Origin of the sequence: Staphylococcus chromogenes (assembly GCF_029024625.1) — a bacterium.
GTDB classification, from domain to species: domain Bacteria; phylum Bacillota; class Bacilli; order Staphylococcales; family Staphylococcaceae; genus Staphylococcus; species Staphylococcus chromogenes.
Genome location: NZ_CP118953.1, coordinates 790,036 through 803,852 on the forward strand (window position 1 = coordinate 790,036; position 13,817 = coordinate 803,852).

Annotated in this window: 15 protein-coding genes and 1 pseudogene; 6 read left to right on the forward strand and 10 right to left on the reverse strand. The window is 34.9% G+C overall.

Translation table 11 applies throughout. From position 1 onward, the window contains the following. Positions 1 to 227 precede the first annotated feature (227 nt). The 5 genes from agrA to PYW36_RS03740 form a co-directional block, all read right to left on the reverse strand. On the reverse strand, positions 228 to 950 hold the full coding sequence (gene agrA, locus PYW36_RS03720) for a quorum-sensing response regulator AgrA (RefSeq protein ID WP_037575675.1): 723 nt from the start codon (positions 948 to 950) through the stop codon (positions 228 to 230). Positions 951 to 964: 14 nt separating this feature from the next. Then, positions 965 to 2,272 carry a quorum-sensing sensor histidine kinase AgrC gene (gene agrC / locus PYW36_RS11360; protein ID WP_391530067.1) on the reverse strand — a complete coding sequence of 436 codons (1,308 nt, stop codon included), beginning with the start codon at positions 2,270 to 2,272 and terminating at the stop codon, positions 965 to 967. Positions 2,273 to 2,291: 19 nt separating this feature from the next. Further along, positions 2,292 to 2,426 carry a cyclic lactone autoinducer peptide AgrD gene (agrD, locus tag PYW36_RS03730; RefSeq protein ID WP_103159704.1) on the reverse strand — a complete coding sequence of 45 codons (135 nt, stop codon included), beginning with the start codon at positions 2,424 to 2,426 and terminating at the stop codon, positions 2,292 to 2,294. Between the two features lie 3 nt (positions 2,427 to 2,429). After that, the gene (locus PYW36_RS03735; RefSeq protein WP_103159703.1) at positions 2,430 to 2,993 is read right to left on the reverse strand and encodes an accessory gene regulator AgrB; all 564 of its coding nucleotides are present in this window, start codon (positions 2,991 to 2,993) and stop codon (positions 2,430 to 2,432) included. 647 nt (positions 2,994 to 3,640) lie between these two features. Beyond that, positions 3,641 to 4,438: a carbon-nitrogen family hydrolase gene (locus tag PYW36_RS03740; RefSeq protein WP_103159702.1), complete on the reverse strand. Its 798-nt coding sequence runs from the start codon at positions 4,436 to 4,438 to the stop codon at positions 3,641 to 3,643. A gap of 179 nt (positions 4,439 to 4,617) precedes the next feature. On the opposite strand from PYW36_RS03740, the gene PYW36_RS03745 reads away from it, so the two are divergent. After that, positions 4,618 to 5,733 (forward strand): SdrH family protein, encoded by a 1,116-nt coding sequence (locus PYW36_RS03745; protein WP_103159701.1) that lies wholly within the window; start codon positions 4,618 to 4,620, stop codon positions 5,731 to 5,733. A gap of 77 nt (positions 5,734 to 5,810) precedes the next feature. Here the strand turns inward: PYW36_RS03745 and mroQ are convergent, their stop codons facing one another. Beyond that, positions 5,811 to 6,563 carry an intramembrane glutamic endopeptidase MroQ gene (gene mroQ / locus PYW36_RS03750; protein WP_037575680.1) on the reverse strand — a complete coding sequence of 251 codons (753 nt, stop codon included), beginning with the start codon at positions 6,561 to 6,563 and terminating at the stop codon, positions 5,811 to 5,813. 169 nt (positions 6,564 to 6,732) lie between these two features. On the opposite strand from mroQ, the gene groES reads away from it, so the two are divergent. Next, positions 6,733 to 7,020: a co-chaperone GroES gene (groES, locus tag PYW36_RS03755; protein WP_037575681.1), complete on the forward strand. Its 288-nt coding sequence runs from the start codon at positions 6,733 to 6,735 to the stop codon at positions 7,018 to 7,020. A gap of 69 nt (positions 7,021 to 7,089) precedes the next feature. Then, positions 7,090 to 8,709, forward strand: coding sequence for a chaperonin GroEL (gene groL / locus PYW36_RS03760; RefSeq protein ID WP_037575682.1), 1,620 nt, complete (start codon positions 7,090 to 7,092; stop codon positions 8,707 to 8,709). Between the two features lie 272 nt (positions 8,710 to 8,981). Here the strand turns inward: groL and PYW36_RS03765 are convergent, their stop codons facing one another. Further along, on the reverse strand, positions 8,982 to 9,488 hold the full coding sequence (locus PYW36_RS03765) for a YagU family protein (protein WP_103159700.1): 507 nt from the start codon (positions 9,486 to 9,488) through the stop codon (positions 8,982 to 8,984). 435 nt (positions 9,489 to 9,923) lie between these two features. Here PYW36_RS03765 and PYW36_RS03770 point away from each other — a divergent pair, with 435 nt between their 5' ends. Both PYW36_RS03770 and PYW36_RS11305 read left to right on the forward strand, forming a co-directional pair. Further along, a complete protein-coding gene (locus tag PYW36_RS03770; RefSeq protein ID WP_308446697.1) occupies positions 9,924 to 10,250 on the forward strand; it encodes an ASCH domain-containing protein in 327 nt (108 codons plus the stop codon). Between the two features lie 29 nt (positions 10,251 to 10,279). Further along, positions 10,280 to 10,366, forward strand: a pseudogene (locus PYW36_RS11305) (hypothetical protein); the annotation flags it as partial. A gap of 129 nt (positions 10,367 to 10,495) precedes the next feature. Here PYW36_RS11305 and PYW36_RS03775 read toward each other — a convergent pair. From PYW36_RS03775 to PYW36_RS03785, 3 genes are all read right to left on the reverse strand, one after another. Then, the gene (locus PYW36_RS03775; RefSeq protein ID WP_103158752.1) at positions 10,496 to 11,020 is read right to left on the reverse strand and encodes a methylated-DNA--[protein]-cysteine S-methyltransferase; all 525 of its coding nucleotides are present in this window, start codon (positions 11,018 to 11,020) and stop codon (positions 10,496 to 10,498) included. A gap of 14 nt (positions 11,021 to 11,034) precedes the next feature. Next, positions 11,035 to 11,850, reverse strand: a complete 816-nt coding sequence (locus PYW36_RS03780; protein ID WP_084276053.1) for an SPL family radical SAM protein — start codon at positions 11,848 to 11,850, stop codon at positions 11,035 to 11,037. A gap of 83 nt (positions 11,851 to 11,933) precedes the next feature. Beyond that, on the reverse strand, positions 11,934 to 13,223 hold the full coding sequence (locus PYW36_RS03785; protein WP_103158753.1) for an aminotransferase class I/II-fold pyridoxal phosphate-dependent enzyme: 1,290 nt from the start codon (positions 13,221 to 13,223) through the stop codon (positions 11,934 to 11,936). Positions 13,224 to 13,382: 159 nt separating this feature from the next. Between PYW36_RS03785 and PYW36_RS03790 the strand changes: the two genes are divergently transcribed. Next, positions 13,383 to 13,559: an SE1626 family protein gene (locus PYW36_RS03790; protein ID WP_037575851.1), complete on the forward strand. Its 177-nt coding sequence runs from the start codon at positions 13,383 to 13,385 to the stop codon at positions 13,557 to 13,559. The last annotated feature ends 258 nt before the right edge of the window (positions 13,560 to 13,817 follow it).

Sequence of the window (13,817 nt, forward strand, 5' to 3'; positions counted from 1 at the left end):
CACAAGCGTTATAAATTCTATTTTACGACTCAGTTTTACAGATTTAAGTAGTATTGAAATAACCAATAACGTTCAAGAATTTATACTCTCACAACAAAAATGGAGTTAAGCAATTTATTATTACCTTAATTCCTTGATTTAATGTGACCAGTCCGATTTGACAGAGAACCTAAAAATACCCCCTTTTACTTGAAATAAGGACAAGTAAAAGGGGGTTAATATTTTCATTAATTTTTGATTTTCTTAATGTTTCTTACAGAGACATAGCAAAACTCATCATTTTTAAAATAGACAATTCGATCTTTTGCATCCACATGCGTGATATTGTGGCGATTTAAGACAAAACTATTATGACATCGGAAAAAACGATCATCGATTTGTGCTAATTCTCTTAAATTCCCATAAAATTCAATTTGACGATTATCTAAATGTGCAATAAGACGATGTGACTTTGGAGAGGATTCAAAAAACATAACATCGTCGTAATTCACATAAACAGAATTGCTCCCTTGTTTTAATTCCATTGTTTCAACCGTATTATCTTTCGTAAGCAAATCAAGACGTTTTAAAGCTGTTTCAAGACAATCAATGACTCGCGTGCGTAACTCATCGACGTCATCTTTAAAAATAAAATCCATGGCCGCCAACTTGTATACGAATGTTAAATAGGTTAATTCACTATGACTTGTAACGAAAATAATATTACCAACAGGATCATGTTTTCTAATTTCGCTTCCTAACTTAATCCCATTAATATCAGACTCGAGTTGAATATCTAAAAAATAACAACCGATATCATTCATGTTTTTAGAAGCTTCGAGCAAAGCATAGGGATCACTCGTCGAAATTTCAATTTCCATAGGTTTTTCTTCAATCATAATATAATTTCGAATGATGGATTCCATTCGTTCTCTTTGTTTAGGATCATCTTCACAAATTAAAATTTTCAAATGGGTTCACATCCTTAATCATCACTATTCATGATTTCTAATTTTTGAATAAAGTAGTTATTTTCAATCGTAGTTTCTAAAAATACATTCCTTTTACTATCTGTAATTTCTTTTAAAGTAGATAAACCTAAACCTCGATCTTTACCTTTAGTTGAAAACCCTTCTTGGTACAATGTATGTAATTTTGGAAGGTTTTCGGGTGCTTTATTCATAATAATGATGAGCACGGATTGATCAGTTTTAATGAATGCAATTTGAATCATAGGTTCTTCGACTTTCATGGAAGCTTCAATCGCATTATCCATAATGATCCCTAAGACACGACTTAAATCAATCATTTCCATATTAATTTGATTGATTTCATCAGCGACTTCAACACTGATTTCAATTTTACGTTCTTGTGCTTGTAAAATTTTGGTCGTTATTACACCTTTAATTTCTTTAACTTTTAAATTTTCAACACCGTTCAACTTCAACGTATTTGCTTCAAAATGATCTTTTAGTGGGATAATATGCTTGTCGTAATAAGCTTTCAATCCTTCGAGATCATCCTCACGCAAATACTCTGACATTGTAGACAAAATGTTAATATAATCATGTCTAAATTTACGCATTCTCTTATTGACTTCTTCAATGCGAAGTGTGTAATTATAATAATCTTCAACTTCTTGACGACTTCTACGATAATTAATTTCTCGTGACGTTGTGATTGTGACTAATAATAATATTGCGATAAAAATAGCGACAAAGGTGAAGTAGAAAATACCGATGATTTTAAATTCTGCTACGCCAGAGACTTGATCTGGCAAGAAAAAGAACATCGTTAAGAAAAATATTAAAAGACAAATCATCAATATCATTAGGTAAACTTTATTTCCGTATAGCCATGTATACTTCAGTTTAATCATTAAAAGCCTTACAACAAGGGCTGTAATAACAGCAATAAGTGCAAAAACAAAGGAATAAATAATAAAAAGTATGGTTGGATGTACAGTCAAACCATTAATGTAATAATAGAACCAAGTTGCAAAAAAATCGCAAATAACAAGTAGTAATACGCTTGATAATACAGCTATAATACCTATCATCTTTTTCTTATAGTAGAAAAAGATTAGTAAACCAATTACTAAGCATAGTAAGCTCTTTCTTTCAAAAAATACAAACAAAACAACAGAAGGGATTACTACTCCAATTAATAGAGCTATGTAATCCCAAAGGCTATATTTTATTTTTTCTATTATAATGACATTTACTACTATGAAAAATACGATTACTTGAAATATAGCAAGGCAAATGCTGTTAAGAATTTCCAAATTACACACACTCTCTAAAATTGTTAAATTATTCCACTTCTCTTAATTCTTTTGGCACCTCTGGTTCATCGAAGAAAGCGGTACAAGGATTAATAGACGCAAAGTTTCCAAGTGCTTTAAAAACATTAATAAATAAGTTGAAAAGTGTTTCGAAAATAGCCATTTTTTACTCCTCCTTAGGAAAAAATACAGGTAATAGTGTTGCTGATTGTAAAAATGCTCCATATGCGATTAAATGGTTAAACGGCTCTGGAACGAATAAAAACAATATAAAATAAAGCGTCATCAAACTTAAAGACTTTATTTTAAGGGCTCGTTTACGAGAGTGTTTAATTGGTTGTTTAAGTGTTGCAGCCGGAGCATAGCAAAAAACAAATATCCATCCTAATATAGTTAAGAATAACATAAACGAGAATGGTATGTCATATTTAACTATTAGCCATGGTACTAATATAAAGAAAATAATATTTTGAACATGGCATAATAGTGAATTTTTCGCATGAGCGCCATGTGAAAAACGTCTTAAAAGAAAATAAGTGATATGAACTGTGAGTGTGTATAAGAATATATGGAGAAGGAATGCCAATCCGTAGATGACGATACCTTTAAAGAGATTTGTGACGAACACTTGCATACCTAATCGTACTTTTAGATAGTCAATGTGATCTAGATTTTGTCTCTTTTGAAGTTTTAATGCTAAGTTTTCGATGGCTGTATCAACAAATCTCATGGCTTTCCCCCTTATTCAATATTATAAAGTACAATTAATTCAAAAAAATGCTTTTTGCGTAACTGTTATGTTTTTATGCCTAACTGTTTTATTAACATGAATTTCATATTAAATTAACATAAATAATGTACATCTAAGCATGTTTTTCTGCAATCTAGGCACTCTCTCACACAAGGGGAATGTTAAGTGTTTTAATATAACCATAATCACATTAAGTGGTTCGGTATTACGCCCTTGTGATACCTAAGTGTTTATTTAGCACGATGTGTTGTATTCTTCGCTCAGCTTACTTCACTAGTGCAAACTCTAATGTCTTGGAATACTTTATAATGAGGAGGTGCTTTACTTATGGCTGGAGATATCGTTAACACAGTTTTTGCTTTCATTAAGTTAATCGTCGAAACTATTGAAAAATTCACTAAGAAGTAATCATTCTCCCAAATGCTAAAAATCTTTTTCCATTAGTAATTGAAGCTTAAAATCAGGTTTCTATATTGAGACTATTGTAAACATTTAATAATCGGTAAATTCACTAAATTTTTTCATAATTAATAACATCCCCAATTAATTAAATAGAATAACTGTAAACAAATAAACATTCCCTTAATATTAAATTTAAAGGCGAGCCCCTCCCAAGCTCGCCTTTTTTAATGCTCAAAATGTTGATAGATATCCGGACGCAAGTTTTCAAAAACTGGAATTTTTTTACGTTGTTCGTCGACATCTTTCAAATTCAAAGTCACACTAAGAATTGTTTCCTCATTTCCAGCTTCTTCAATTATTTCTCCGTTGGGGCTCACTATCATTGAATGGCCTGCATATTCTGTATTTCCGTCATTTCCACATGTATTTGCGGCAATCACATACATATCATTTTCGATGGCTCTTGCTTGTAATAATTTTCGCCAATGATCTTGTCTCGCTTTGGGCCATTGTGCAACATAAAATAAGATTTTAGCACCGCTAGCAGCGGGATAACGTGTTAATTCTGGAAATCTCAAATCATAACAGATGATTTGTGAGACAGGTGTACCATTACTTAACTCATAAACGTATGGGACGGTTGAACCTGGATCTAAATAATCAGGTTCATTTAACATAGGTACGAGATGAATTTTATCGTATTCGTATAATTTGGCACCATTGCGGTTAACTGCAAATGCTGTATTGTAAAGCCCCTTATCATGATGATTAGAAACAGAACCTGCAACGATATCGACCTGATATTCTTCAGCTAATTGGCGGATAAATGTAAATGAACGTGATAAATCCTGGTCGGCGTGGGTCGCAAGTGCTTCAAGCGCATAACCGTTATTCCACATTTCGGGCAAAACAACGATATCTGTATCTGACTGGATATGTTCTCTAAAAAGTGTTTTTATTTTTTCTTCATTGATAGAAGGAGACTGAGGCGTGACATAAAATTGTAATAATTGTACCTTCATCTCATAACCCCCTTAGTATAGTTAGCATTATTGTACTAAACTTTACAAATGCATACAAAAGACAAAAGCATTAACATCTTTAAAGCGAGGGGACTTAGAAGTATGTCCATTGGTATTTAAAGTCTCTTTTGTTTATACTAGAACTGATTAAAATGAATGTAAGGGAGGTGTACGACCGAGTGCTTAAATCAAAAAGAAGAAAAGGGCTAAAAATTTTAAATATCTCATTATTCATGGCCGGAACGTTATTGTATGCGCCTAGTCACATGCTATCAAATTTAAATGCTGAAGATAGCGTGACACCAAATAATGCTAGCCAACCCACTGTTCTATCATCGACCGAGGAACCATCGACAGAACAACCATCAACGGAAGAGCCATCGACAGAACAACCATCAACGGAACAGCCATCGACGGAAGAGCCATCAACAGAACAGCCGTCGACAGAGGAACCATCAACAGAACAACCGTCAACAGAGGAACCGTCAACAGAACAACCGTCAACAGAGGAACCGTCAACGGAACAACCGTCAACAGAGGAACCGTCAACGGAACAACCGTCAACAGAGGAGCCATCAACGGAGCAGCCGTCGACAGAAGAGTCATCAACAGAACAGCCTCCAACGCCAGGGCCTTCTCAACCTAATAAACCGACATCAGACAATGGAACTTCTCATGGGCAACAAGCTCCTTCAGGTGAAAATCCTAGAGGTCCAAATTATCCAAGTGAGTCAGGAGAAAATGACACATCAACTCGAAATCATGATGGCAATAACCAACAACCATACGATCCAAGTCAATCCGGTAATAGAGGAAATTTTCAAAATGCAATGAACAACGAACCAATCAATCGTGATTTAATCAATAATGATTTCTTATTGCCAAGTTATTATCAAAATAATACCTCTACACCCCCTGAGACACCTCAAGGTAGGAATGACATAAGTAGTGTAGGATTTTCTGATAGAGAAAATGAATTTAACCCATTATCGACCGACCGTTACTATCAAAATTTAGATCGTAAAATGCTTGCACTCATCACTGGAGAGATTGGCGCTTTGCCAGATGATCGAAAAATGTCAGGGAAGATAAGTGCAACTCATCATAATGATGATAAGGTTCGTGAAATTAACCAAAATGGAGAAAATTTAGAAGCAAAACAAAATGGTAATGGTCATAATAGGGCACGTGAAGGATTAAATTTTTTAAAGTATATAGGGATAGGTTTAGCGAGCTTGATATTGATTGCTGGATTTAGTTACCTCATATGGAGAAGAATTAAAAATGGAAATTAATAGAAAAGGCGACCCTCTCTTATAAAAAGAGAAAGTCGTCTTTTTCTTTGGCTTTTAAATAAAAGCTAAATATAGAATTAAAAGAAGATAAGGAAATAGTGAATCAATTGTGCATTTTTTAAAGATTCCTCAACTACTTTTTCAGGTATCATGAACTGCACCAATGCGACGAGCCCATTTTGAGCCATATGAATCCCAATTGAAATACTTAAACGCTTTGTATAAAAATAAAAACTAGAGAAAATAATTCCCATAATAAAGTAAGCTAAAAAATGAGAAAAATCCATATGTGCGATCGCAAAAATAGCTGAACTGATGATACTCGCTATGATAAAACGTAATGATTTAGACCCTTTTAGCAACTGATATAATTCACCAAATAACACTTTTCTAAAAACAAATTCTTCAAGTAGCGGGCCAATTATAGCAATGAGTAAAATAAAGATCGGCATTTGTTTCGCAATCTTCATTAAGCGCATTGTATTTTCGCTTGCGGGATTGCTACCTAATAAGAAGACGCTAATCACATTCACTATAATCTGAGCGATTAAGACAATGGCAAGACCTGCAAGAATCCAAGGAACAATATAGCGTTTAGGTTCTTTAGGTGGAAGCTCAAATTGTAAAGGGTTTTTAACCCGGATTTGCATGATTAAGATAAGTATTGCGGCAATAATAAAACCAATTAATTGAATATGTATAAGTTGTTTCATAAGTTCTAACTGATTTTGATGATGAGAAATTAAGCCCAATTGATTGAGGATAGCAGGTGCAAATTGAGCAAGTAAATATAAAACGATTGTTAGAACAGAAACGAGAATTCGATTCATATTTGACCTCCTAGTTTGATAATCTTATCATAACGTATCTCTATAGTTGACTCAACAAACTAAGGTTTAATACTTGAAGTTTTGACTAACTTTGATTATTATTGGAAGTGTATTAGCACTTAAGTGTTTCGAGTGCTAAATTAGTATCAACTCAAGGAGGCAACAACACATGCTTAAACCAATAGGAAACCGCGTTGTAATTGAAAAAAAAGAACGTGAACAAACTACTAAAAGTGGTATCGTTTTAACTGATTCTGCGAAAGAAAAATCAAATGAAGGTGAAGTCGTAGCAGTAGGCACAGGTCGAGTTTTAGATAACGGACAACGTGTTGAACCAGAAGTTCGCGTTGGCGATCGTGTTGTGTTTCAACAATATGCAGGTACCGAAATTAAAAGAGGCGAAACAGCTTATCTCGTACTCAATGAAGACGAAATACTCGCAATTATTGAAGAATAAATAGTCGAAATAAAATTTGAGTTTGTTTAGTTTATTAATAATTTTTATGATGATGGAGGTTTATGCACTATGGCAAAACAATTAAAATTTTCTGAAGACGCACGCCAAGCAATGTTACGTGGTGTAGACCAACTTGCAAATGCTGTTAAAGTGACGATTGGTCCTAAAGGCCGTAATGTTGTTTTAGATAAAGAATTTACTGCGCCTCTTATTACAAATGATGGGGTGACAATTGCTAAAGAAATCGAACTTGAAGATCCTTATGAAAATATGGGAGCAAAACTTGTGCAAGAAGTAGCGAACAAAACAAATGAAATCGCTGGTGACGGTACAACAACAGCAACTGTCCTTGCACAAGCAATGATTCAAGAAGGTCTTAAAAACGTGACAAGCGGTGCCAATCCTGTAGGTATTCGCCAAGGGATTGACAAAGCAGTGTCAGTAGCTATTGAATCACTTCATAATATTTCTCAAAAAGTTGAAAATAAAGAAGAAATTGCACAAGTAGGTTCGATTTCAGCTGCTGACGAAGAAGTAGGACGCTTTATTTCAGAGGCAATGGAAAAAGTAGGTAACGATGGTGTGATTTCTATTGAAGAGTCAAGCGGCTTTAACACTGAATTAGACGTGGTTGAAGGTATGCAGTTTGATCGAGGTTACCAATCTCCATATATGGTGACAGATTCAGACAAAATGACGGCTGAGTTAGAAAAACCATATATTTTAATCACAGACAAAAAAATCTCTTCATTCCAAGATATTTTACCTTTATTAGAACAAATTGTTCAATCTAATCGCCCAATTCTTATTGTGGCTGACGAAGTTGATGGTGATGCTTTAACGAACCTAGTCTTAAACCGTATGCGTGGTACATTTACGGCTGTTGCTGTAAAAGCACCAGGTTTTGGTGATCGTCGTAAAGCAATGTTAGAAGATTTAGCTATTTTAACAGGCGCACAAGTCATTACCGATGACTTAGGTTTAGAATTAAAAGAAGCGACGATTGATATGTTAGGTACTGCGAACAAAGTAGAAGTGACAAAAGATAACACGACAGTCGTTGATGGTGATGGAGATCCAACGAATATTGACGCACGTGTAAATCAACTTAAAGCGCAAATCGAAGAAACAGATTCTGATTTTGATCGTGAAAAATTACAAGAACGCTTAGCAAAATTAGCAGGCGGAGTTGCAGTGATTAAAGTTGGCGCTGCTTCAGAAACTGAATTAAAAGAACGTAAACTCCGTATTGAAGATGCGCTGAACTCTACACGTGCAGCCGTAGAAGAAGGCATTGTCGCAGGCGGTGGTACAGCGCTCATGAACGTATACAAAAACGTGAGTGACATTGATGCTGAAGGTGATGAAGCTACAGGCATTAATATCGTATTAAAAGCTTTACAAGCCCCTGTACGTCAAATTGCAGAAAATGCTGGCTTAGAAGGATCTGTAATTGTTGAACGCATGAAAAATGCTGATCCTGGTGTAGGTTTTAACGCAGCGACTAATGAATGGGTGAATATGTTAGAAGCGGGTATTGTTGACCCAACGAAAGTGACACGTTCAGCTCTACAACACGCAGCAAGTGTCGCAGCGATGTTCTTAACTACAGAAGCAGTAGTCGCAAATATTCCTGAAGAAAAAGGCAATGAAGCCCCTCAAATGGGTGGCATGCCAGGCATGATGTAAAATAGCTTATAAACATTGATTTGACAGTGTTTTAAGATTCTGCATGACATAATAATGACATAAAAATATAAAAAATAAAAATGCCCCCCAATTCAGATGAACTAAAAGGACATTTAAAATAATTCTTTTGAGGCGTTTTCCATAAGTTGAGTAAACTTTTGGAAAGCGTCTTTTTGGTTTAAGTGATGAATTCAAACATTAGTGTGATTATCTCGTGAATTAAAGATATTTAAGTGAACCTGCCAGTCTCATGTGACGACAAGCGTGTATCATCACGATTTTTGTCTAAAGCTATTTGCAAAATACCGTCTTACCATTTCAATGACCATCATCCAAACGATATGTCCAAAAAACTCGGAAATATGTTCAGCAAGAGGTTGTTGAAGAGGACTAGGGACGACATGCATCACTGGCATGAGTATTAAATGAAAAGCTATCCAGATGAAAATACCAAATATTGCCCCATAACCTAGTGTAATTTTTGAATATTTAGTCGCTAGAAAAATATAAATAATGGCGATAAAAATTGAAAAACTGTAATGTACAATAAAACTCACCCAAGGGAGTGCATGTTCAGAAAATTGATAAGTGAAATGTGTGATATCAGAAGGTATGCCGAACAATTGAAGTAATTGTTGCGGAGGATTCGTTGCGTCTCTCATCGGTGTTCTTGGTGGAAACATCACCTCCCATCCTAACTTAACAATCCCAGATAAGAGTCCACCTATGATACTTGCCCAAAGCAGAGTTGTCCAATTTTGAAATACTTTTGCTTTCATTCTAATCAACCTCTTTCATTTTTAATTTTGAATCACATAAGTCCATACTCAAACGCTTTTATACAAGTAAAGTATATACCTTAATAAGATGAATAATTATAATAAATAGTTACAACTTTTTAACAAAATTAATAGAAATGTTCATATGTGAAGAAATAAATGAAAACGATTGAAAATTTTTAGTTAAGATAAACGTTCATATAGGACGCTATTCTAACACGTTTCTGTAAAGTCATCGTTTATGCTAAGATGAAGATAAAAGAAGTAAAACACGCAAAGAATCTCATAATACTTCGATGTAATATTTTCGAATCCGAGGAGGAAGTTATGGAAATTATCTTTAAAATTATTGAGTTTGTTTTCATTCAATTATCAAATTGGATAGGCGTGTTCTCCTCTTTTAAAAGAAAATGACAGCAAAAGAAGGGATGAACGATGATGAATATCAACGTATTTTGGGAGAAGTTCGTTGAAAAATATCCAGAATATCAATCATATACTTATACAGCATGGCAATTTGGAGTTGATGCGACGCATTTAGCAAATTTAGTGATTCAAGGTAAGAAAACAGCGACGACAAGCGCTTATGCACTTTATGCCATTGATGCTGAACCTTTGCCAAAAGTTGGAGACTTAAGTATCGTTTTGAACGAGACAAACGAACCGATGTGTATTATTAAAACGACGCGTGTTGAAAAAGTACCTTATCGTGAGGTGACTGCGCTACATGCTTTTTTAAAGGGGAAGGCGATCGCACATTAAATTATTGGAAAGACGCGCATGAGAAGTTTTTTAAAGAAGAGTTTCAGAAATATGGTTTAGTATTTAATGAACATGAATTGATGATTTGTGAAACTTTTGAATGTCTTTTTCATTGATATTAATCTCACAGACCTTCATTTTTTACTCTATTTTTTAGTTGATTTTTGTTTTCCTTTAGGAGTTTATGTAATTTTGCGAGACGCCTATAGATAAACATATTCATAAAAACAGACAAACCTTTCTTTTTAAAAGTTAGGTTTGTCTTTTGTCATCTGTTGTTCATGTTCGAGTAATTGAATCTTACGATGTAGACCGCTATTAAATCCACCGAGCCCTCCATCTTTACGTAATACGCGATGACAAGGGATTACAATAGAAATTGGATTTTGTCCTATTGCAGTGGCGACTGCACGCGTACTTTTAGGTCGCCCAATTTTTTGTGCGATATCACTGTAATTCACAGTTTGACCTACATTTAGCGCTTGTAATGCTTGCCAAACACTATGTTGAAAAGGGGTCCCTAAATCAAATTGTAACGGTGTTGTAAAAGTGTGATACGCTCCGTGTAGGTAAGCAGTTAATTCATAAATTAGTTGATCGATTAAAGGTGATATGGAAACTTGGACAAGTCGCCCGCGCTGAGTTAGTTTTTGAAGCGCTTTATTATAATCTTTAGCATCTTTAAAACTTAACAGAACAATAGCTTCTTCAGTGGCCACTGCGCGCATTTCACCTAAGGGTGTCATAAAATCTTTATAATAGTATTTCATCTTCATTCCTCACATTATTTGGGCTTAAATCCATCGACACTTATAGAGACATTTTGTTTGCCAAAAGTTTGTGTCATGAGATTTTGTACATATTGGTAGGCATCACGCTGATACCAGTCCATTTCATCAATAGACGCATAAATGTTTTCTATATTTAATGATTGCGTTCGACGCCCGTTAGAACCATCTCCCATAAAATAATCATCGACCGTTACGCGTTTTGTATAGTTTTTCAAACGTTCTCCAAAATGAGAAGTGCAGGGTAAGATTGGGGCGATGGCAACTTGTACGGGTATTTGTGCCTCATTTAATTTTGATAGCGTCTTGAGTCGTGCTTGGATACTTGGGGCGTGAGGAGTGAATTGCCGAATCACATCTTCACGATCTGTTTCGATGGTCATGCTCACAATAAAACGCCCAGGGTAGGTTGATAAGATATCGATATCACGTTGTATTAAGGGGCCTCGCGTTTGGATGAATAAGAAGTCGGGTGGCGTTTTGTGCATGATTTTAAGTAATTCGCGCGTCACTTCGTACTTCTTTTCTAACGGTTGATACGGGTCTGTCGATGACGACATAAAAATCGTTACTGGCCCTTTCTTTTTAGCGTTTACGAGTTCTTTTTCAAATTGCGTCGACAGATTTTGTTTAACAGTGACCCATTCTCCCCACGTTTTTCCGGAAAATAATGATATCGGTGACTTACGGACATAACAATAAAGACATCCAAATTGACAACCCATATAGGGATTAAGGGTATGGGTGTAGTCTGATAAAAAGCCACTCGCTTTCGTTAAAAATCGTTGAGGCTTTTTAAAATCAATATCCATGGTCATCCCTCCTTAAAAGGAAACGACGAAATCCATCTGATGATTTCGTCGCTTAAGAATAGATGCGCTATAGATGTTTGTTCTTATGATTGAAGTTCTTGAATAGCTTGTGCAATCGTATTGAAAACATGTTCAATATCTTCTTTTTCAATACAACTAAAGGCGATGCGAATATCTTGATCATTTAATGAAATAATGCCAATAGAGTATTTCTCTAATAAATGTTGGCGTAATGTTTCAGCATTCACTTGCTTAACTTGAAGCGCCATAAAGTAGCCTGAATTAAAGTCATAAGGTTGCCATAAGGATTGATAGGCGTCGCGATACACGATTTCTTTAGTGACTTCATATCGTGCGCGTAAAGTTTCAATATTTTGTTGGATTTCATGATCAAATTTATCATGATTTTTTAAGACGTGTTGCACGGCCGCTTGGGAAGGCGAAGCACCACTTGAATTGTTACTACGGATTAAACCTTTTAGTTTTGCTTCTAAGATTACTTTCGTTGAATCGTCTGACAAACCAAATGTCATGAAGCCAACCCTAAAGCCCCACGCGAAAAATTCTTTTGTGGCCCCATCTAAACGAACGGGCAACACATGTGGGTTATCTAGTTGCGTTAATGCAGTGAAAATAGATTGCGTATAAACCTCTTCAAAGAAAAGGCCATAATAAGCATCATCCACTACAACAACAACGTTAACGCCACGTTGACCAAGTTGATCAATGGCTGAAACCATTTTTTGAACTTCTGATTGTGTCGGCGTGTAGCCTGTTGGGTTATTTGGATAATTAAGTACCATAATGACTTTTTCTTGAGTAACTTCTTCTAATTTGTTAATGAGTCCATCAGTTGTAAAATGGCCATCCACGTCAAAAATAGGGTAAGTTTCGATATTCGCTTTGTGACGTACACCAAATACGAGTTTGTAATTGCCCCAATTATGATGAGGTAATAGTACAACATCATTTTCATTTACGAATAAATCACCGACTAAAGAAAGACCATGTGTCAATGCATTTGTGACAACAGGCATACTAATAGCCTCTTCGGAAAGCTCAGGATTTTCTTTTAGCATTTTGTCTTTCCATAATTGACGTAAGGACTCCATCCCTTGAGGAGGAGCATATCCGAAGACTTCGTCCGTCGACATATCGTTGAACATATCGTATAAAGATGCAGCGTACATTTTTCCATTCTTTGTTGTGGCCATGCCAATTGTCGCATTGTAGTCCGCTGATTTTGCTTCAGCAGATTGTGTTAAAATTCCCTTAGGATAATACATGCTTTTTCCTAAATCAGAAAGCATATCTAAGACTATGGGATTGGAACGATTTAATTCATCATTTAAGGATAGGGCTAAAGGGTTCATAAGCGTCAACCTTTCGTTATTATAGATATTCTTACTATAACGTGAATTGCATAAAAATTAAAGGGAAGGAAAGCGTATTCAATGAGGAACCTTCATAAAATCTCACATTTATCTTATTATGTATCTTTGTTATACTGTGATAAATGAGGTGAAGGTATGATGAAGCATCTGACTAAAATCTTTTTAATTATTGCGATTATCGTATTTTTCGTAGGGCTCTTTTTTCAGTATCAAGGTGAGGAACCCTCTGCAATAAAATTATTTATAGCATCCATTATGTTTATGATTTGTGCGTTTATTAGTCGAAATAATGACCGTAAAAAAAGAAATCAATAAAGCATCAAAAGTGAAGTTTCATTTTGAAGTTAGCATTTTGTTCAATATCAAATTTTATGAGTTATCGATATTTTAAATGAATCTGTATCATGTGTATGATATCAGGTTCTTTTTTTGTTTATATAAATAGTATTAATTAAAGGGGATTTACATAAAATTAAGATGTATTTGATTCACTTAAAGTTGAATGTTGTGTATTTTGTATATATACACTGTTGGAGGTGTATTATGAAAATAATGTTAGAAAAACAAAATGAA

Excerpts from the sequence above, each read along its gene's own strand:
- agrD (WP_103159704.1), bottom strand. The coding sequence starts at position 2,426 with ATGGCTATTTTCGAAACACTTTTCAACTTATTTATTAATGTTTTTAAA.
- PYW36_RS03735 (WP_103159703.1), bottom strand. The coding sequence starts at position 2,993 with ATGAGATTTGTTGATACAGCCATCGAAAACTTAGCATTAAAACTTCAA.
- PYW36_RS03740 (WP_103159702.1), bottom strand. The coding sequence starts at position 4,438 with ATGAAGGTACAATTATTACAATTTTATGTCACGCCTCAGTCTCCTTCT.
- mroQ (WP_037575680.1), bottom strand. The coding sequence starts at position 6,563 with ATGAATCGAATTCTCGTTTCTGTTCTAACAATCGTTTTATATTTACTT.
- groES (WP_037575681.1), top strand. The coding sequence starts at position 6,733 with ATGCTTAAACCAATAGGAAACCGCGTTGTAATTGAAAAAAAAGAACGT.
- groL (WP_037575682.1), top strand. The coding sequence starts at position 7,090 with ATGGCAAAACAATTAAAATTTTCTGAAGACGCACGCCAAGCAATGTTA.
- PYW36_RS03765 (WP_103159700.1), bottom strand. The coding sequence starts at position 9,488 with ATGAAAGCAAAAGTATTTCAAAATTGGACAACTCTGCTTTGGGCAAGT.
- PYW36_RS03770 (WP_308446697.1), top strand. The coding sequence starts at position 9,924 with ATGATGAATATCAACGTATTTTGGGAGAAGTTCGTTGAAAAATATCCA.
- PYW36_RS03775 (WP_103158752.1), bottom strand. The coding sequence starts at position 11,020 with ATGAAATACTATTATAAAGATTTTATGACACCCTTAGGTGAAATGCGC.
- PYW36_RS03780 (WP_084276053.1), bottom strand. The coding sequence starts at position 11,850 with ATGGATATTGATTTTAAAAAGCCTCAACGATTTTTAACGAAAGCGAGT.
- PYW36_RS03785 (WP_103158753.1), bottom strand. The coding sequence starts at position 13,223 with ATGAACCCTTTAGCCCTATCCTTAAATGATGAATTAAATCGTTCCAAT.
- PYW36_RS03790 (WP_037575851.1), top strand. The coding sequence starts at position 13,383 with ATGAAGCATCTGACTAAAATCTTTTTAATTATTGCGATTATCGTATTT.